The following is a 19,190-nucleotide window of genomic DNA, read 5'->3' on the forward strand; positions in this document are numbered from 1 at the left end:
CTCAGCTTCGTCGGTCGCCGGGTGCGGTGCGGGGGCCCGGCGTCCGGGCGACGACCAGCAGCCGACGGTGGGCGGGCGCGAAGGGGTGGCCGTCGTCACCCAGGAACCGCACATCGACGAAGCCCGCTTCGCGCAGCCACTCTTCGAGTTCGCTCGGTTCGAGCATCCGTAGGGACCAGCGGCATTCGCGCAGGACGCGGTCGCGCACCACGGTGCGGCGGGACTCGAGCCGGCTCCGGGCCACGTCGTAGGTGACCTCGTCGAGCATGAAGTCGGAGCCGACGCGCTGCAACCCCAGTTGGGGTCGGCCGGTGCTCAGGGCCCGCTGTTGGTCCGGATTGAGGATGTCGAGGAGCAGCCGGCCGCCCGGGCGCAGGGCGGTGCGCAGATTGGCCAGGATCACGCGGCTGTCGGCGTCGCTGCTGTAGCCGAAGGAGGTGAACCAGACCAGCGCGGCGTCATAGGCGCCCTCGGCCGTCAGCTCACGCAGATCCGCGGTGTCGAAGCCGGCCCGCAGGCCCTCCCGGTCGGCTCGGGTACGGGCGGAGGCCACCAGTGCGGGATTGCGGTCGACGCCGTGCACGTCGATTCCGCGCCGGGCCAACTCCAGGCCGATGCGGCCGTAGCCGCACGCCGCGTCCAGCACCCGCATACCGGGTTCCAGTCTCCCGACGCGTACCGCGAGTTCCGCTTCCTTCCCGTTGAACTGCGGATCATGACCGGAACTCATGAAGTACTCGTAGTCGGTGTCGAAGACCTCGTCGAGATCCGCCTCCCGCATGCGCCCGCCGTCCGCGAGCGGCATTCGCCGTATGTCTTCCATCTGCTGCACCATGCGTCTTCCCCTCGTCCGCTGGCCGGTGCCCGCCGGGCCGTGGCACGCCGCCCTTCACGCCGGCCCCGTCCGACAGGTGTGCACCGGCAGCACCTCGCCACCGCTGCGGCGGGCTGCGACCAGCACTTTGACGTCCGTCAACCGGACATGATCAAGCGCGAGGCTACTTCCTGCGCCCCAACTGGCCGTACACGAGGTGCCTTGACGGGCACCTTCGGGTGCCTTGAGGGGCGTCATGGTGGTGCTTTGAGGGCGTTGCGACGATTCTTGACGAGTGGTCACCACACGAGTGGTCACCACCGAGTCCGACCGGTCACCGGCCGATGAAGTACGTGTCTTCCATGTCGGCCGTGGCCGACTCGGTGTGCCGCACGCGCAGCGCCGACAGGTTCAGGCCGGGAACGCCCCACGGGTCGGCGGCCCCCAGGGCCAGGCCGGCGAACACTCCCCATTCGATCAGGTTCGGGTCGTCGTCCAGGTCGATGAAGGTGACCAGATCGTCGTTGTTGTCGAGGTCCTTCTGCGTCATGCCGAGAGCGGCGAGAACCGCTGCGGGGTCTCCGGAGACGACGAACGGCTCGTCACCGGTCCATCCGGCAGCGTGGAACATCGTCCCGTCGGGCAGCCATACGAGGTCCTCGGTGCGGGTGGCTCCGCAATGGGTCTCGACGCGTCCCACGATCCGCGCGTCGGGGAAGCGTCCGCGCAGGGCCGTTGCTTCACCAAGGAGGGGATTGTCCCCACCGTCGGAGACGAACGCCGGGTCGCAGACGGCCAGCACATTGCCCCACGCACCGGCATGCACGATGTCCAGGTCCGCGAGCGTACTGAAGACCGGTGGGTTGACGGCCGAGCGCGGGCCGAGGTCCTCCAGCACCGCATCCACGCTCGACAAAGACGCGGCGAAGGCGGCGGCCCGGCCCGGATCGTGTACCGGGAACCCGGCCGTGTCCGAGGTGAACGGCGGCTGGATGACGGTCAGGTTGCCGTGGACCATGGAGCCACGGACCATCTCGGCTGAGGACATGGTCCAGAACCTTTGATCAGTAGTCATGCGGGCCACCGTAGCGGCCGGAAAACGGTTCGGTGAACGGCGGTACCAGAGAGGGCCGTTGGCCCGTCAGAGGCTCTCGCGGCGGCGTACGTGTCGACGTTGATGGTGGATGTTGGAGGGCAGCCGGAATACGGCAGAAACCGAGGGCATGTGGCCGAGGTAGGACGAGGTCGGCGTCCCAGTCGCTACCGCCTGCGGCGCCGGCATCCGGCAACACACCCTTGAGATGCCCGCACCCGTCGTCGCTGACGCCCTCAGCCACACCGGGCGCCGGCCCGCCCGGCCAGCGCGAGCCCCACTTGCTCCAGGGGCGTGGTTGAGCCGAGTGAGGTAAACCGTGCGTACGGAGCGGCCAACTGGGAGAAGGGCTCGACGAACGTCCGACGCGGGCAGTCCGCCACCCGGCCTCTCACCACCACCTCGACCGTGCCGAACGCGGCCGTCACCGCCTCGACATCCACGTCGTCGATCCCGTCGAACACGAGCGAATCCCACACATGCGGCTGCCGCCTCCACCGCTTTTTGCTCCCCACCGATTCGGCCCAGCCAACCCAGTCGACGCCGACAACGCCGCTGGCGTCGCCCCGGCACACCGGCTTGAGCGGGGTTGTCGATGCCGCGTCTCGGCATGTGAGGGGCCGATGCGGATTTCCACGGAGGCAGGCAGCGCCACCGCCCCAGCTCCCGCAAGGACCCGTGCAAGAGGCCACTCGGACAGGGAAATTGCAACTTCGACATCGCCCGCAGAGGCAGCTACCTTCACCTGGTCTTCGGCGGTCGCCCACGGTCGCACAGGGGTTGTTTCAGGCTGAGCCACCCGTGACGGGGTGAGTTGGTCACGCCCCACGAATCCCCGTCCCACGCACAAGCCACGAACCGGTTCCACACCAGGCACCCCCAACCAGGGAGAGACATGTCCCATCTTGCTCTGTACACATTCGGCGTCCTGAAGTCACCCCTCGCCGATCCCGCACCTCTCACGCGCGAGTTCTACGACATTGGTGGGGCCGTCTACCGGGAGTTCATTCAGCGCCCCGGATACCTCGCGCATGCTGAAGCGGCAGACGGTGACCGGGGCGCGCTCTTCGAGGCGGACTGGGGTGCATGGGGGGAGTTCGCCGTACCGAGTTGGTACGGCAAGGGCCATACGGTGGAAACCACCGCCCTGGCCGCGACCCTCTCCCTCTGGACCGACCTGCGCCCCGCCTTCGACGCCGTCTACACCGGTCTGCACCGTGAGGCGCTGAACAGGCGTTACGACTGGTTCGAGAGGGCAGGGCAGCCAAATTACGTGTTCTGGTGGGTTTCCGAGGGCGTGATACCCACCTGGCGGGACGGGGTTTCCAGGCTGGAGCACCTCCACGACCACGGCTCCGCGCCGCATGCCTTCACCTTCCACGACTCGTTCGCCCCGGACGGAACTCCGACCAGGAGCAAAGGCAGCGGGCCGAAGAGCGACCAGGTTCGCTGACAAGGAAGCCCGAACGACGGGAGTCGCTGTCAAACGCCTCGATCGAATGACGGCGAACAGTCGGGCTCCGGTGATCTCTCGCAGTGACACCTGCGGGCCTTGGTGACCTGGCCGTTGTGGAATGGCAAGGCACGTTGATTGTCACCGAGCTCTGGTCAGTTGATGTCGAACTCGTTCCCTTCGGGGTCCTTCATTCCGACCGCGTAGTGGTCGATTCCCTCCTCGTACATGACAACCGTAATGAGGGCGCCCAAGCCCATCAGGCGGTCGGCCTCGGCGTCCACTCGCCTCCTCCGCGTCTCGATCGGGTCTGTCCGGTCGCCACTGGCGTGGATGTCGATGTGCAGCCGGTTCTTCACGGCCTTCGCGTCCGGGACCGCATGGAACCAGATGGCCGGTCCACTGCCCTGCGGGTCGCTGATCCGGTCCGCGCCGCCGGTCAACGCTTCTTCGGGCAGCCCCAGGTCACGGTAGTAGTCGTCCCATGTGGCGAAACCGGATGGGGGCGGTGCGAGTTCATAGCGCAGTGCGGCGGCCCAGAAGTGGGCCTGGCGGTCGGGGTCGGCGCAGTCGATCACCAGCTGGTAGCGAACGGACATCGGGATTCCTTTCTCAGCCGCACAACTCAACCCACCATCCTGCCAGTTGCGAGCCCAAGAGCCGCGGCCCTGGAGAGCCACGCGCCGGCTCGAAGTGAGATCCCCTTCCTGCTGCCCGGACTCGCACCGATCGGGCACCGCCGCTGCCTGCGCGTGCTCGCCCCCTTTACTCCTGAACCCGAGTCCGAATCCGAGCCCGCCCCGGTGGCGGGCCCATCCGGCTCGTGGCCGCGAGGCCACCGCTTCGCTGACCGCACCCGGACTCGGCACGCCGCGGTCCACGCCCTGCTGGAGGCCGGGCACAGCCGACGTTCGATCCAACGGCAGCTCGGGACGACCTATCGCACCGTCAGGCCGCTCGCCGACGTCCAGATTCCAGAAGAGCTCTTCACAGGCCAGTGGCAGAACCGTCCCTCCGTTCTCGACGAGTACAAGACCTACCTTGACGATCGCTGGGCCGAAGGCTGCAGCAATGCCTGGAAGCTGTGGGAGGAGATCGTTCCACTCGGTTACCGAGGCAGCTACCAACGCGTTCGCGCATACCTGCATCTGAGTCGGGGGTGGGCGCGGTGGCAAAGCCCTGCCGCGCGAATCGCATGAAGGCCAGCGATGCAGCCCGCGTGGTCAACTCGGTCTTCGTCGATCGCTCGACCTCCAGGCCTGCACGCAGGACATCGAGGGCTTCGTCTATCCGCGGTCTGTCGTGCACGTCAGCTCTCCTCGGTTCGTGAATCAGCACCCTTACCTCGTAGGGCCGGATCAAATCCAGTCCTGACCAGCGAGGCAGCCACCTCCCGGCTCGCAACGCTCAGTCACTGCTGCATGCAGTCCTGACGCAGTTCGGTGCCCCGCTCACGGTGCGGGAGGTGCCCGACCCCGAGGCCGGCGGCGGCGAGGTGGTGGTCCAGGTGCTCGCCACCTGCGTGGCCCCGTACGCGGCCGAGGTCTTCAGCGGCGAGCGGAACTACCCCCTCGTGCCTCCCGTTGTGCCCGGCATCGGCGGCGTGGCACGGGTCGTCCACGTGGGCCCGGACGCCACCCGGCTGCGCCCCGGCGATCTGGTGTGGTGCGACTCCACGGTGCGCTCGCGGGACGACGCCCTGACGCCCGACATCACGCTCCAGGGCTGGAGCTCCCGCGGCGAGGGCGGCGCACACGCGGCGCAGGCGGTATGCGTGGCGCTCGACAGAGCGGTGAGTTGGCCCTCCCGGCTGCTCACTGACGGCTACGCCGACTTCCTCGCCGACGACCTGCTGCCCTGGGCGGCCATGCGCTGGTCGGCGGCCGCCGACCCTCGACGCACCGTCGTGGCCGGGCAGAACCTGGGCGGCACCGCAGCACTGCACACCTGCCTGCGCCGGCCGGAGCGATTCGGCAGCGCCCTGGCGCAGTCCCCCCGCACCCGGCCCACCGCGGGATCGGATCGGCCCCCGGCGCTCCGGGCGCCGTCCACGACGAGCCGTCCTGGCCGATGCAGTGGTTCGCCCCGCACCATCGGGGCGGCGTCCGTCTGCACCTCGACCTCGCCCGGCAGGACGTCGTGGCGGCCCCCGGCCGCGCGCTCCATGACCGCCTGCGCCGCTGTGGGCACGTCGTCACCTGGCAGGAGTTCAACGGCGGTCGCGACTCACGACGACGCCTGTTGGCGCGGTGGACTGGCCGACGGCCTGATCTCCTTACTCGGAGGCTGAAACGGGCAGCCCCACAAGGCGGTCCGACGTCTCAGCGGTGGATGAACCCCGGCGGCCGCTTGTCGACGAAGGCGCTCATCCCCTCCTTCTGGTCCGCGGTTGCGAACACCGCGTGGAACAGCCGCCGTTCGAAGCGGACACCCTCGGCGAGGGTCGTCTCGAAGGCCCGGGAGACCGCCTCTTTCGCCATCATCGCGACAGGAAGCGACATTCCCGCGACGGTCTCGGCGACCGCGAGGGCCTCGCCGAGCAGGTCGTCCGCGGGAACGACCCGTGAGACCAGGCCGGCGCGCTCCGCCTCGGTGGCGTCCATGGTGCGGCCGGTCAGGCACATCTCCATCGCCTTGGCCTTGCCGACGGCGCGGGTCAGCCGCTGGGAACCGCCGATGCCCGGGATGACGCCCAGCTTGATCTCCGGCTGCCCGAACACGGCGGTGTCGGCTGCCAGCAGGATGTCGCAGAGCATGGCGAGTTCGCAGCCACCACCGAGGGCGAAGCCGGAGACGGCCGCGACGGTCGGGGTGCGCAGCCGGCCGAGCTGGTCCCAGGCGGTGAACCAGTCGCTGAGATACATGTCGAGATAGCCCTGTGGAGCCATCTCCTTGATGTCGGCTCCGGCCGCGAACGCCTTCGTCGATCCGGTGAGGACGATGCAGCCGACGTCCGGGTCCCGGTCGAGGGCCTCGGTCGCCGCGACGACTTCGGTCATGACCTGGAGGCTGAGGGCGTTGAGCGCCTTGGGACGGTTGAGGGTCACCAGGGCCGTGCGGCCCTGGTGTTCGACGAGGATGGTCTCGTACGGCGGGTCGTGGGGACGGGTCATGCGGTGGTGCCACCCTTCGGGTTGCTCTCGGGTCCGGGCCTGTGCTCGGTGACCACTCCGTTCCTCAGGGTCCGCAGGATTCCGGAGAAGTCCTCGGTCGCGCCGGCTCCCGCTGCGTACGCGGCGTACAGCTCCGCTGCTTTCCTACCGAGTTCGGTGGGCACACCGCCCGCACGTGCCGCGTTGGCGGCCAGACCGAGGTCCTTGGCCATCAGTGGGGCGGCGAAGCCGGGGAGGTAGTCGCGGTTGGCCGGGCTGGCGGGGACGGGTCCCGGCACGGGGCAGTTGACGGTCAGCGCCCAGCACTGGCCGGACGCGGTGGAGGCCACATCGAAGAGCGCCTGGTGGGACAGGCCGAGGCTCTCGCCGAGGACGAACGCCTCGCTGACCGCGATCATCGAGATGCCGAGGATCATGTTGTTGCAGATCTTCGCGGCCTGCCCCGCGCCCCTCCCGCCGCAGTGCACAGCCTTCCTGCCCATCGCGGCAAGGAGTGGTTCGGCCTCTTCGAACTCGGCCTGCCCACCGCCCACCATGAACGTGAGGGTGGCGGCCTCGGCGCCGACAACGCCCCCGGAGACGGGAGCGTCCAGGGCCCGCATTCCGGCGGCGACGCCGGCCTCGTGGGCGGAGCGTGCGTCGGCGACGTCGATGGTCGAGCAGTCGATGAACAGCGTGCCGGGCCGGGCGGCGGACAGCAGGCCCTCGTCCCGGTACAGGGCCAGGACATGACGCCCCGCGGGCAGCATGGTGATCACCACGTCTGCCGCAATCGCGGCCTCCTTCGACGAGGCGGCCACCTCGACGCCGGCGCCGGCAGCGGTGGCGACGAGGTCGGGCACCAGGTCGAAACCGATCACGCGGTGGCCGGCCTTGACGAGGTTGGCAGCCATGGGACCACCCATGTGGCCGAGACCGATGAAGCCGATGGTGCGGGTGTCGCCGTTCACCAGGGCACCTCCTGCGCCGATGCGAGCGGGGCGAGTCCGAGTCCGAATCCGGGGCCGGGGCCGGGGCCGGATTCGGGGCCGGACGATTCGGGTGGTGCGAAGAACCGGTCCACGTCCACGTCGCTGACCTCGGCCAGAGTGCCCGGGGACCACTGCGGGGCACGGTCCTTGTCGATGACCTGGGCACGGATGCCCTCGGTCAGGTCGTGCGAGGACAAGGCGGCGCAGGAGGTGCGGTACTCCTGTTCCAGTACGTGTTCCAGGGGCCCGAGCCGCCGGGCCCGTCGCAGCGCGGCGAGCGTGACCTTGAGCGCGGTGGGCGACTTGGTGGCCAGGGTCTCGGCGGCCCGTGCAGCCTCGGGATCGGGGTGGGCGCGCAGGCGGGCCATGATCTCTTCCACCGTGCCGGAGCGGTAGCAGGAGTCGATCCAGGCCCGATGACCTTCGAGTTCGCCCGGCGGTGGTTGCCGCACGTGGCGTTCCAGCGCGTCCCAGACCACGGTGGTGGTGAGGTCGGCGAGCAGCCGGGGCAGGCGGTCGGAGGGGACGAAGTGGTCGGCGAGGCCGCACAGCAGGGCGTCGGCGGCACCGACCGGGGTGCCGGTGAGCGCCAGGTGCGTGCCGAGCTCACCGGGTGCGAGGCCCAGCAGGTAGGTGCCGCCGACGTCGGGGACGAAGCCGATGCCGGTCTCGGGCATGGCGATCCGGGAGCGTTCGGTGACGATGCGGACGCTGCCGTGCGCGGAGACGCCGACGCCGCCGCCCATCACGATGCCGTCCATGACGGCGACATAGGGCTTCGGGTAGCGCGCGATCCGGGCGTTGAGCCGGTACTCGTCCCGCCAGAACGCCGCCGATGCGCTTCCTCCGGCGCGCGCGTCCTCGTAGATGGAGCGGATGTCGCCGCCCGCGCACAGACCGCGCTCGCCGGCGCCCGTGATGACCACGGTCTCGACGGTGGGGTCGTGCTCCCAGTGGGCCAGTGCCTGATCGATCCGCTCGACCATGGGGGCGGTGAGGGCGTTGAGGGCGCGGGGCCGGTTGAGTGTGATGCGGGCGGCGAGGCCCTCGGCGGTCAGCACGACCGGCTCGTCGGGGCCGGTCACCGCAGGGCCTCCGTCATGCCGCGGGCCACGATGACGCGCATGATCTCGTTGGTTCCTTCCAGGATCTGATGTACCCGCAGGTCGCGAACGATCTTCTCGATGCCGTACTCGCTCAGGTAGCCGTAGCCGCCGTGCAGTTGCAGCGCACGGTCGGCGACGGAGTAGCCGGTGTCGGTGGCGAACCGCTTGGCCATCGCGCACAGCTGCGGGGCCTGGCGGTCGCCACGGTCCAGGGCCTGCGCGGCCTGGTGGACCAGGGCGCGGGCCGCCGCGAGTTCGGTCGCCATGTCGGCGAGCCGGAACTGCAGTGCCTGGGCGTCGAGCAGCCGGGCCCCGAACGCCTCGCGGTCGGCGAGGTGGACGAGACTCCCGTCCAGGGCGGCGCGGGCGCCGCCGAGGGAGCAGGCGGCGATGCCGAGGCGGCCGCCGTTCAGCCCGTTCATGGCGATGCGGAAGCCGTCGCCCTCCCGGCCCAGCAGACGGTCCGCGGGCAGCCGCACCCCGTCGAGGATCACCTGGCGGGTGGGCTGGGCGTTCCAGCCCATCTTCTTCTCGTTCGGCCCGAAGGACAGCCCGGGGTCGTCCTTGTCGACGAGGAAGGCGGAGATACCGCGGGGGCCGTTGCCACTGGTGCGTGCCATGACGACGTACACCTGGGACACTCCGGCGCCCGAGATGAACTGCTTGACGCCGGTGAGGAGATAACCGTCGCCGTCGCGTACGGCGCGGGTGCGCAGGGCCGCGGCGTCCGAGCCGGCGCCCGGCTCGGTCAGGCAGTAGCTGCCCAGGTCCTCCATGGCGCACAGGCGCGGCAGCCATCGTTCGCGCTGAACCGGGTTTCCGTAGTGGTCGATCATCCAGGCGACCATGTTGTGGATGGAGACGAACCCGGCGATGGACGGGCAGCCGGAGGCCAGCGTCTCGAAGACCAGGACGCCGTCGGCGCGGCTGAGTCCGCTGCCGCCGGCCCGCTCCCGCACGTAGACGCCACCGAGCCCGATGCCCGCGGCCTTGCGCAGCACGTCCACGGGGAAGTGCTTGTCCTGGTCCCACCGCACGGCGTGCGGGGTCAGCTGGTCCTGGGTGAAGTCGAGAGTGGCCTCGACGAGGGCGAGTTGGTCGTCGGTGAGCATGGTGGTGGTCATGGCGCTCACTTCATGGTCGGGAGGGTGAAGCTCGCGCCCTCCTTGGCCCCGGAGGGCCAGCGCGAGGTGACGGTCTTGGTGCGCGTGTAGAAGCGGATCGCGTCCGGTCCGTGCTGGTTGAGGTCGCCGAATCCGGAGCGCTTCCAGCCGCCGAAGGTGTGGTAGGCGACCGGGACCGGGATGGGCACGTTCACGCCGACCATGCCGGTGTTCACCCGGCGGGTGAAGTCGCGGGCGGTGTCGCCGTCACGGGTGAAGATCGCCACGCCGTTGCCGTACGGGTGCTCACTGGGCAGGCGCACGGCCTCCTCGTAGTCGGCGGCGCGCACCACGCACAGGACGGGGCCGAAGATCTCTTCCCGGTGGACGCGCATCTGCGGGGTGACGCGGTCGAAGAGCGAGGGGCCGGCGAAGAAGCCGTTCTCGTGTCCGGCGAGGGTGAAGCCGCGTCCGTCCACGACCAGTTCGGCGCCCTCGTTGACGCCGATGTCGACGTAGCGGCGTACCCGGTCGAGGGCGTCTCGGCCGACCAGGGGCCCGAAGTCGGCATCTGGGTCGTCGGAACGGCCGATGTGCAGCTGCCCGATGCGCTCCTTCAGGCGCTCCACCAGGGCGTCGGCGGTCCGCTCGCCGACCGGGACGGCCACGGAGATCGCCATGCAGCGCTCCCCCGCCGAGCCGTAGCCCGCGCCGATCAGTGCGTCGACTGCCTGGTCGAGGTCGGCGTCCGGCATCACGATCAGGTGGTTCTTGGCGCCGCCGAAGCACTGGGCGCGCTTGCCGTGCGCGGCCGCGGTGGCGTAGATGTGCGCGGCGATCGGGGTCGAGCCGACGAAGCCGAGCGCGCCGACCCGCGGGTCCGTCAGCAGCGTGTCGACCGCTTCCTTCCCCCCGTTGACGACGTTGAGGACGCCCGGTGGGAGGCCGGCCTCCAGGAACAGCTCGGCGAGCCGGAGCGGTACGGAGGGATCGCGCTCGGAGGGCTTGAGGATGAAGGAGTTGCCGCAGGCCAGCGCGGGCGCGGCCTTCCACAGCGGGATCATCGCGGGGAAGTTGAACGGGGTGATGCCGGCGGTGACGCCGATGGGGGCGCGCAGGGAGTGCACATCGATTCCGGTGCCGGCGTTGTCGGTGAACTCGCCCTTGAGCAGATGCGGGATGCCGGCGGCGAATTCGACGACCTCCAGACCGCGTTGCAGGTCTCCGTGCGCGTCGGCGACCGTCTTGCCATGTTCGGAGGACAGCAGGCGGGCCAGCGACTCCCGCTCCCCTTCGACCAGTTGGAGGAACTTCAGCAGCACCCGGGCGCGGCGCTGCGGGTTCCACGCGCCCCATTCGTGCTGGGCCTGTGCGGCGTCGGCGATCGCCGCCTCGGTCTCGGCGCGGTCGGCGAGCGGGACGCGGGCCTGTACCTCGCCGGTGTTGGGGTCGTACACGTCGCCGTACGTCCCCGAGGTGCCCGGGGTGTGCTTGCCGCCGATGAAATGTGCCAGTTCACGGACCATGAAAGCCTGCTCTCCGTCAGGTGAGATCCGGGGATGGCGCGCCGGCCCGACACGGACGCCGGGTGGCGTGCATGCGGGGGCAGCGCGAGAAGCGCAGGGCTGGGCGACCGTCAGGTGTCAGTGATCGGTACCCGCCGGGTTCGCCGGCCAGGGGCGTAGGTGCGCACCGGTGCCATGCGTGTCTGCTCCATCCTCGTGGACAACACGGAACACCCCGCGGCCGGTATCCTGACTCCCGGATCAGCACACGCTCCCCGGCCTTCCCGACGGACTTCTCCGTCAGTGGCCGGTCTCTTTCGGGGAGCGCATTCCCCGGTCACAGTGGCGGGACCGCGCCGGAATCGCACCGGCTTCCCTGCACCGCGGGCCTTGCCCCCGAACATATAGTTGGACGTCCTAGTAAGTCCACCCCGCCACGGGCGGCGCGACCGCACATCGCGCTTCCGGACACCGGAGACCGCCGCCCGTACCCGGCCTCTGCACGCGCGTTCAGGCGTCCGGTTCCGCGACGGGGTACGGCACGAACGTGCTGCTGTTCTCGTCCACCGCGAGCCGGCGGTCCAGCGGTGGTACCGCCCGCTGCGGACAGTCGATGCGTTCGCAGATGCGGCAGCCCATGCCGATCGGGGTGGCCGCCGCGGCGTTGCCGAGGTCCAGGCCGTCCGAGTAGACGAGCCGGGAGGCGTGTCGGACCTCGCAGCCGAGGCCGATGGCAAAGGTCTTGCCGGGCTCACCCCAGCCGCCGCGGTGCCGGGTGATCGCGCGCGCGGTCCACAGGTAGCGCTGCCCGTCCGGCATCCCGGCGATCTGCACATGGATCCGGCCGGGGGTGGCGAACGCCTCATAGACGTTCCACAGCGGACAGGTGCCGCCCGCCCGGGAGAAGTGGAAGCCGGTCGCCGACTGCCGTTTGGACATGTTGCCCGCGCGGTCCACCCGGACGAACGAGAACGGCACACCCCGCAGTCGCGGGCGCTGGAGGGTGCTCAGGCGGTGACAGACCGTCTCGTATCCAAGGCCGAACTGGTCGGTGAGCCGTTCGATGTCGTAGCGCGCCTCCTCGGCCGTCGCGTGGAAGCGGCGATAGGGGAGGATCAGCGCGGCCGCGAAGTAGTTGGCGATGCCGATGCGGGCCAGCGACCAGGCGTCCGAGTCCGGGGGAAAGTCCTCCGAGGCGAGGCGGGACAGCTCGTCGTCGCATTCGAGGAACGCCAGCTGCGTGGCCATCCGGAACGCCTGCTGACCGGGGCGCAGCCGGCCCGACAGGCTCAGGACGCGGCGGGCGTCGTCGTAGTGATGCAGAACGCGCGAGTCCGCCGCCGAGACCTGCACGCCGTGGCGTTCCGCCAGCCGGGCGGTCAGAACGCGTACGACCTCACCGGGGCGGATACCGATCTCGGTGGCGAGTTCCTCGGCGGCGAGATCGGTGTCGTGGAGGTAGTTCCGGCGGCGGTAGAAGAATTCACGGATCTCCTCGTGGGCGGAGCGCGGCAGTGCGGAAACGGTCTGCCCCCTTCCTTCCGCGGCTTCGGCCAGGCGCTCGGCGAGTTGGTGGTTGCGGCGGCCGAGGTCGACCAGCAATCCGGCCACGGCCGGGATACGGGAGGCGAGTTCCGCGATGTCGGCGGGCGAGACCCGGTCGGCGGTGATCTCGTTGGCGAGAGCGTCGCGCAGATCGGCGACCAGCCGGGTGGTGTCGCGCTCGGAGAAGAACCCCGCATCGACGCCGAACACCTCGGTGAGGCGGAGCAGGACCGGGACGGTCAGCGGACGCGAGTCGTGTTCCATCTGGTTCAAGTAGCTGGGCGAGATCTCCAGCATGCGTGCCAGGGCGGCCTGGCTCAGGCGCCGGTCCTCGCGAAGCCGGCGCAGGCGCGCTCCGGCATAGGTCTTGCTCACGGCGATCGTCGCCCCTCTCCGCAGATGACTCGCCTGGATCCTATGCGCAGCAGCACTGCATCGAACCTTTGCAAGGTTGGCAAAAGCAGGCGAGAAGATACGCAAAACGTGGCACACATCCATGGTTGTTGGCACTCAGTGCCGGTGTCAAAGTCTGAGTACGGCCCGCCGGAACCGGCGACCGGAGCGGAACACCGGGCACGATTCACGCCCTGATGTCGGAGATCCCGGCCGTTCCCGAAGGAAGTCCGCGCAACATTGCTCACCATTGATCGCGCAGGGACCTCCGGCGGGCCGCACTCGATACGGCACCCAGTGCCATATTCGCACCTTTGACGAGACACAGGCAGACCCGGGAGACGGTCATGGCACAGGCAAGCACGACGACGGCCACAGAGCTCGCGCAGCGGTGGGCGACCGACCCGCGCTGGAAGGGCATCGAGCGCACCTACACGGCCGAGGACGTGGTGCGGCTGTCGGGCAGCGTGCGTGAGGAGCACACCCTCGCCAGGCGCGGCGCCGAGCGGCTGTGGCAGCAGCTGCACGAGCAGGACTACATCCATGCCCTCGGCGCGCTGACCGGCGGTCAGGCGGTGCAGCAGGTCAAGGCCGGACTGCAGGCCATCTACCTCTCCGGCTGGCAGGTCGCGGCCGACGCGAACCAGGCCGGGCACACCTACCCCGACCAGAGCCTGTACCCCGCCAACTCCGTTCCGCAGGTGGTCCGTCGGATCAACAACGCGCTGCTGCGCGCCGATCAGATCGCCACCGCCGAGGGCGGCGACGCCACGGACTGGCTCGCGCCGATCGTCGCCGACGCCGAGGCCGGCTTCGGCGGCCCGCTCAACGCCTTCGAGCTGACCAAGGCGATGATCGCGGCGGGTGCGGCCGGTATCCACTACGAGGACCAGCTCGCCTCGGAGAAGAAGTGCGGCCACCTCGGCGGGAAGGTCCTCGTCCCCACCGAGCAGCACATCCGCACCCTCAACGCCGCCCGCCTCGCCGCCGACATCGCCGATGTCCCCACCCTCGTCGTGGCCCGCACCGACGCCCTCGCGGCGAACCTGCTCACCAGCGACATCGACGAGCGCGATGCCCGGTTCGTCACCGGCGAGCGCACCGCCGAGGGCTTCTACCGGATGGAGAACGGGATGGCCCCGGTCATCGCCCGCGGTCTCGCCTATGCCCCCTACGCCGACCTCATCTGGGTGGAGACCGGGACGCCGGACCTGGCGCAGGCCCGGGAGTTCGCCGAGGCGATCCACGCCGAGCACCCCGACCAGATGCTCGCCTACAACTGCTCGCCGTCCTTCAACTGGAAGGCCGCCCTCGACGACGACCAGATCGCCAAGTTCCAGCGGGAGCTGGGCGCGATGGGCTACCGCTTCCAGTTCATCACCCTCGCCGGCTTCCACTCCCTCAACCACGGCATGTTCGACCTGGCCCGCGGCTACGCCGAGCACGGCATGACCGCCTACGTCGACCTCCAGGAGAAGGAGTTCGCCGCCCAGCAGCACGGCTTCACCGCGGTCAGGCACCAGCGCGAGGTCGGCACCGGCTACTTCGACCAGGTGTCGACGGCCCTCAACCCGGCGTCCTCGACCACCGCGCTCTCCGGTTCCACCGAGGAGGAGCAGTTCCACTAGGAACCGCTCGCCTCTCCGGGCGACCCGGGCGCCGTCGGCCCGCCTGTCGGCCCCCGCGGCTCGGCGCGTAGGCGTCCAGCCACCCGTATTCAGGTGAGGGCCGGACGACCGTCTCCGTCCGGCCCTCACCGCTCCGCCCCGCTCCGCCCCGCTCCGCTCCGCCCGTTGAGGAGATGTGCATGTCCCCCACCGAACTGACCAGCCGCGTCCAGGTGCTCGCCGCTTCCCCAGGCTCTCGACTCGGCGCGAGCAGGGGAGGCCCCACCGCCGACCGCTTCGACGAGATCCTCACGCCCGCCGCCCTGGAATTCGTCGGGTGCCTCGCCCGTTCCTTCGCCGACCGGTACCGCGACATGCTCACCGAGCGACGCCGCCGCGCCCTTCGTCTCTCCTCCGGCTCCCCGCTCGACTTCTCGCGGGCCACCGCCGCCCTCCGCGCCGACCCGGACTGGCGAGTGGCGCCGCCCGCACCGGGGCTCGCCGATCGACGGGTGGAGATCACCGGGCCGCCGGAGCGTCGGACGACCATCGACGCGCTCAACTCCGGAGCACAGGTGTGGCTGGCCGACTTCGAGGACGCCACGTCTCCCACCTGGGAAAACATCATCGGCGGCCAGCTGAACCTGCTGGACGCCATCGAGCGGCGCATCGACTTCACCGCGCCGGACGGCACGGCGTACCGCCTCGGCGAGCGGCTCGCGACCATCGTCGTCCGCCCGCGGGGCTGGCACCTCACCGAAGAGCACCTCCTCGTCGACGGGCGTCCCGTCCCCGCCTCGCTCGTCGACTTCGGCCTGTACTTCTTCCACTGCGCCCAGCGGCAGATCGACGCCGGCTCGGGCCCGTACTTCTACCTCCCCAAACTCGAGAACGCCTGCGACGCCCGCCTGTGGAACGACGTGTTCGTCCTCGCCCAGGATCTGCTCGGCATCCCCCGGGGCACCATCCGTGCCACCGTCCTGATCGAGACGGTCACCGCGGCCTTCGAGATGGAGGAGATCCTCTACGCGCTGCGCGAGCACAGCGCCGGGCTCAACGCGGGCCGCTGGGACTACCTGTTCAGCCTGATCAAGATCTTCGCGCACCGCCCCGACTTCTCTCTTCCCGACCGGAAGAAGGTCACCATGACGGCGCCCTTCCTGCGGGCCTACACCGAACTGCTCGTCCACACCTGCCACAAGCGCGGCGCGCACGCCATCGGCGGCATGGCCGCCCACGTGCCCGGCCACGACACGCAGGCCGACGGGCCAGTGCTCGCCACAGTGCGTCTCGACAAGGAGCGCGAAGCCGAGGACGGCTTCGACGGAACGTGGGTCGCGCACCCCGGGCTCGTCCCCTTCTGCCGGGACATCTTCGACGGCGTGCTGGGCGGGCGCCCCCACCAGATCGACCGCACCCGCGACGATGTGGAGGTCTCGGCCGACGCGCTGCTCGCCGTCCGGCGCACCGCGGGACCGCCCACCGAGGACGGCGTGCGCGCCAACATCGCCGTCGCGTTGCGCTACTTCGACGCCTGGCTGCGCGGCACCGGTGCCGTGGCACTGGAGGGGTTGATGGAGGATGCGGCGGCCGCCGAGATCGCCCGGGCGCAGATCTGGCAGTGGCTGCGCCACGGCGCCGTCGACCGGGACACGGTGGTCGGCCTCCTCGATGACGAGATCGCCGCCCTGGGAGCCGAATACCCCTGGGCCCGGACCGAGGAGGTGCGGTCACTCTTCGAACGGACCGCGCTCGCAAGGGAGTTGCCGGCCTTCTTCACCCCGGACGCCTACACCCGCCACCTCGTGCGGCAGGCAGAGGTCACCGCATGAGCGCGGCACCGAAGGCCGCGATCCGGCGGGTCGGAGTCGTCGGCGGCGGCCAGATGGGCGCGGGCATCGCCGAGGTGTGCGCCCGCGCCGGACTCCACACCGTCGTCTGCGAGGCCGACGCGACCGCGGCCCGCGCCGCACGCGAGCGGGTGGCCGTGTCCCTCGAACGCGCCGTCCAGCGCGGCAAGCTGGACCGGATCTCGGCCGAGGACGCCCTGACCCGGACGGTGTTCACCGGCAGCCTCGAGGACCTCGCCGACCGCCACCTCGTCATCGAGGCCATCGTCGAGAACCCCGCCGCCAAAACGGACGTCTTCGCCGCCCTCGACAAGATCGTCGAGGACGAGGAGGCGATCCTGGCGACCAACACCTCCGCCATCGCGGTCATGCGGCTCGGCATGGCCACCCGCCGCGCGGACCGCGTCCTGGGGCTGCACTTCTTCAACCCGGTACCGGTGCTGCCGCTCGTCGAGGTCGTCACCTCCCTGCACACCGCGCCGGCAACGGTCGCCACCGCCGAGCACTTCGTCACCGGCACGCTGGCCAAGACGGTCGTGAGGTCCCAGGACCGAGCCGGTTTCGTCGTCAACGCCCTGCTCATCCCGTACCTCCTCTCGGCGATCCGGATGGCCGAGTCCGGCTTCGCCACCGCCGCCGACGTGGACGCGGGCATGGAGCTGGGCTGCGCCCACCCCATGGGCCCGCTGAAGCTCGCCGACCTGATCGGGCTGGACACCGTGGCATCCATCGCGCAGTCCCTCTACGACGAGTTCAAGGAACCGCTCCACGCACCGCCGCCACTGCTCCGGCGGATGGTGGAGGCGGGCCTGCTCGGCCGCAAGACCGGGCGAGGGTTCCACACCTACGACCAGGGCTGAGGGGCCCTGGATCGCCGCCGGGGCTGAGGGGCCCCGGCAGGTGTGCGGTAGGGGCGCGGGACGGAGGACTGAGACCGTTCCGCGCCCTGCCACGCCTCAGCGCCCGGCCGGCAAGCGGGGCTCCCGACCCAAGGGAGCCCTCGGTTCCGGTATGCATACGCACGACCCTGATTGCATGATCATGCGTGATGGCACATACTTTTCCCATGTCTAAGGTTCTCACCTCCCTGCCCACCGGCGAACGCGTCGGTATCGCCTTCTCCGGCGGCCTCGATACCTCCGTCGCGGTCGCGTGGATGCGCGACAAGGGTGCCGTCCCGTGCACCTACACCGCCGACATCGGCCAGTACGACGAGCCCGACATCGCGTCGGTGCCCGGCCGTGCGTCGGCGTACGGCGCCGAGATCGCGCGCCTGGTCGACTGTCGCGCGGCGCTGGTCGAGGAGGGCCTGGCCGCGCTCACCTGCGGCGCGTTCCACATCCGCTCGGGCGGCCGCGCCTACTTCAACACGACGCCGCTCGGCCGCGCCGTCACCGGCACCCTGCTGGTCCGGGCGATGCTCGAGGACGACGTGCAGATCTGGGGCGACGGCTCGACGTTCAAGGGCAATGACATCGAGCGGTTCTACCGCTACGGCCTGCTCGCCAACCCGCACCTGCGCATCTACAAGCCGTGGCTCGACGCGGACTTCGTCTCCGAGCTCGGCGGCCGCAAGGAGATGTCGGAGTGGCTGCTCGCCCACGACCTCCCCTACCGCGACAGCACCGAGAAGGCCTACTCCACCGACGCCAACATCTGGGGCGCCACCCACGAGGCCAAGACCCTGGAGCACCTCGACACCGGCGTCGAGACCGTCGACCCGATCATGGGCGTGCGGTTCTGGGACCCCTCGGTCGAGATCGCCGCCGAGGACGTGACGATCGGCTTCGACCAGGGCCGCCCGGTGACGATCAACGGCAAGGAGTTCGCCACACCCGTCGACCTGGTGATGGAGGCGAACGCCATCGGCGGCCGCCACGGCCTGGGCATGTCCGACCAGATCGAGAACCGGGTGATCGAGGCCAAGAGCCGTGGCATCTACGAGGCCCCGGGCATGGCGCTGCTGCACGCCGCGTACGAGCGGCTGGTCAACGCGATCCACAACGAGGACACCCTCGCGCAGTACCACAACGAGGGTCGGCGCCTCGGTCGCCTCATGTACGAGGGCCGCTGGCTCGACCCGCAGGCACTGATGATTCGCGAGTCGCTGCAGCGCTGGGTGGGCACCGCGGTCACCGGCGAGGTGACGCTGCGGCTGCGGCGCGGCGAGGACTACTCGCTCATGGACACCTCCGGCCCGGCCTTCAGCTACCACCCGGACAAGCTGTCCATGGAGCGCACCGAGGACTCGGCGTTCGGCCCGGTGGACCGGATCGGTCAGCTCACCATGCGCAACCTCGACATCGCCGACTCCCGCGCCAAGCTGGAGCAGTACGCCGACCTCGGCATCGTCGGCAATACGCACGAGACGCTCATCGGTGCCGCCCAGGCCGCGTCGACGGGGCTGATCGGCGCGATGCCGCAGGGCGGCGCCGAGGTCATCGCCTCCCGCGGCCGGGCCGAGGGCGACGACGACCAGATGCTCGACCGCGCCGCGATGGAGTTCGGCACCGACTGACCGTGCGGCGGGCAGTACACCGCCCCGCTCGGACGCAGCCACGCCCACCTGCTCGGCGAGTGGGCGTGGCTCAGGAGGCTCGGCGACCGGTACACGGAACGCGCCGCCGCGTAGCGTCC

Annotated in this window: 16 protein-coding genes and 1 riboswitch; of the genes, 6 read left to right on the forward strand and 10 right to left on the reverse strand. The window is 70.2% G+C overall.

From position 1 onward, the window contains the following. Position 1: 1 nt before the first annotated feature. The 3 genes from ACGFML_RS30130 to ACGFML_RS30140 all read right to left on the reverse strand — a co-directional run bounded on the left by ACGFML_RS30130 (position 2) and on the right by ACGFML_RS30140 (position 2,371). Positions 2 to 835, reverse strand: a complete 834-nt coding sequence (locus ACGFML_RS30130) for an SAM-dependent methyltransferase (RefSeq protein WP_393548769.1) — start codon at positions 833 to 835, stop codon at positions 2 to 4. Positions 836 to 1,148: 313 nt separating this feature from the next. Then, the gene (locus tag ACGFML_RS30135; protein ID WP_393548770.1) at positions 1,149 to 1,862 is read right to left on the reverse strand and encodes a DUF6333 family protein; all 714 of its coding nucleotides are present in this window, start codon (positions 1,860 to 1,862) and stop codon (positions 1,149 to 1,151) included. Positions 1,863 to 2,143: 281 nt separating this feature from the next. Continuing rightward, complete coding sequence (locus ACGFML_RS30140) at positions 2,144 to 2,371, reverse strand: hypothetical protein (RefSeq protein ID WP_393548771.1); 228 nt, start codon at positions 2,369 to 2,371, stop codon at positions 2,144 to 2,146. 431 nt (positions 2,372 to 2,802) lie between these two features. Here ACGFML_RS30140 and ACGFML_RS30145 point away from each other — a divergent pair, with 431 nt between their 5' ends. After that, complete coding sequence (locus tag ACGFML_RS30145) at positions 2,803 to 3,360, forward strand: DUF3291 domain-containing protein (RefSeq protein ID WP_393548772.1); 558 nt, start codon at positions 2,803 to 2,805, stop codon at positions 3,358 to 3,360. Positions 3,361 to 3,515: 155 nt separating this feature from the next. Here ACGFML_RS30145 and ACGFML_RS30150 read toward each other — a convergent pair whose 3' ends face one another. Beyond that, positions 3,516 to 3,959, reverse strand: a complete 444-nt coding sequence (locus tag ACGFML_RS30150) for a VOC family protein (RefSeq protein WP_393548773.1) — start codon at positions 3,957 to 3,959, stop codon at positions 3,516 to 3,518. Positions 3,960 to 4,825: 866 nt separating this feature from the next. Between ACGFML_RS30150 and ACGFML_RS30155 the strand changes: the two genes are divergently transcribed. After that, positions 4,826 to 5,650 (forward strand): alpha/beta hydrolase-fold protein, encoded by an 825-nt coding sequence (locus ACGFML_RS30155; protein ID WP_393548774.1) that lies wholly within the window; start codon positions 4,826 to 4,828, stop codon positions 5,648 to 5,650. Between the two features lie 31 nt (positions 5,651 to 5,681). Here ACGFML_RS30155 and ACGFML_RS30160 read toward each other — a convergent pair whose 3' ends face one another. From ACGFML_RS30160 to ACGFML_RS30185, 6 genes are all read right to left on the reverse strand, one after another. Next, complete coding sequence (locus ACGFML_RS30160) at positions 5,682 to 6,473, reverse strand: enoyl-CoA hydratase (RefSeq protein ID WP_393548775.1); 792 nt, start codon at positions 6,471 to 6,473, stop codon at positions 5,682 to 5,684. Continuing rightward, complete coding sequence (gene mmsB / locus ACGFML_RS30165) at positions 6,470 to 7,423, reverse strand: 3-hydroxyisobutyrate dehydrogenase (protein WP_393548776.1); 954 nt, start codon at positions 7,421 to 7,423, stop codon at positions 6,470 to 6,472. The genes ACGFML_RS30160 and mmsB overlap by 4 nt, the downstream gene beginning before the upstream one ends. Further along, the gene (locus tag ACGFML_RS30170) at positions 7,420 to 8,529 is read right to left on the reverse strand and encodes an enoyl-CoA hydratase/isomerase family protein (protein WP_393548777.1); all 1,110 of its coding nucleotides are present in this window, start codon (positions 8,527 to 8,529) and stop codon (positions 7,420 to 7,422) included. Before ACGFML_RS30170 ends, mmsB begins: the two co-directional genes overlap by 4 nt. Next, positions 8,526 to 9,674 carry an acyl-CoA dehydrogenase family protein gene (locus tag ACGFML_RS30175; protein WP_393548778.1) on the reverse strand — a complete coding sequence of 383 codons (1,149 nt, stop codon included), beginning with the start codon at positions 9,672 to 9,674 and terminating at the stop codon, positions 8,526 to 8,528. Before ACGFML_RS30175 ends, ACGFML_RS30170 begins: the two co-directional genes overlap by 4 nt. 5 nt (positions 9,675 to 9,679) lie before the next feature. Next, positions 9,680 to 11,179 carry a CoA-acylating methylmalonate-semialdehyde dehydrogenase gene (locus ACGFML_RS30180; protein ID WP_393548779.1) on the reverse strand — a complete coding sequence of 500 codons (1,500 nt, stop codon included), beginning with the start codon at positions 11,177 to 11,179 and terminating at the stop codon, positions 9,680 to 9,682. 200 nt (positions 11,180 to 11,379) lie between these two features. Beyond that, a riboswitch (cobalamin riboswitch) is annotated at positions 11,380 to 11,566 on the reverse strand. Between the two features lie 102 nt (positions 11,567 to 11,668). After that, on the reverse strand, positions 11,669 to 13,078 hold the full coding sequence (locus ACGFML_RS30185) for a short-chain fatty acyl-CoA regulator family protein (RefSeq protein ID WP_393548780.1): 1,410 nt from the start codon (positions 13,076 to 13,078) through the stop codon (positions 11,669 to 11,671). Positions 13,079 to 13,443: 365 nt separating this feature from the next. Here ACGFML_RS30185 and aceA point away from each other — a divergent pair, with 365 nt between their 5' ends. The 4 genes from aceA (at position 13,444) to argG (ending at position 19,071) form a co-directional block, all read left to right on the forward strand. Then, positions 13,444 to 14,724: an isocitrate lyase gene (gene aceA, locus ACGFML_RS30190; RefSeq protein WP_393548781.1), complete on the forward strand. Its 1,281-nt coding sequence runs from the start codon at positions 13,444 to 13,446 to the stop codon at positions 14,722 to 14,724. 179 nt (positions 14,725 to 14,903) lie between these two features. Next, positions 14,904 to 16,535 carry a malate synthase A gene (gene aceB / locus ACGFML_RS30195; RefSeq protein ID WP_393548782.1) on the forward strand — a complete coding sequence of 544 codons (1,632 nt, stop codon included), beginning with the start codon at positions 14,904 to 14,906 and terminating at the stop codon, positions 16,533 to 16,535. Next, on the forward strand, positions 16,532 to 17,413 hold the full coding sequence (locus tag ACGFML_RS30200; RefSeq protein WP_393548783.1) for a 3-hydroxybutyryl-CoA dehydrogenase: 882 nt from the start codon (positions 16,532 to 16,534) through the stop codon (positions 17,411 to 17,413). Before aceB ends, ACGFML_RS30200 begins: the two co-directional genes overlap by 4 nt. A 206-nt stretch (positions 17,414 to 17,619) precedes the next feature. Continuing rightward, the gene (argG, locus tag ACGFML_RS30205; RefSeq protein WP_393548784.1) at positions 17,620 to 19,071 is read left to right on the forward strand and encodes an argininosuccinate synthase; all 1,452 of its coding nucleotides are present in this window, start codon (positions 17,620 to 17,622) and stop codon (positions 19,069 to 19,071) included. Positions 19,072 to 19,190: the final 119 nt, after the last annotated feature.

The sequence above is a fragment of the Streptomyces sp. NPDC048650 genome (assembly GCF_043199095.1).
Lineage (GTDB): Bacteria > Actinomycetota > Actinomycetes > Streptomycetales > Streptomycetaceae > Streptomyces.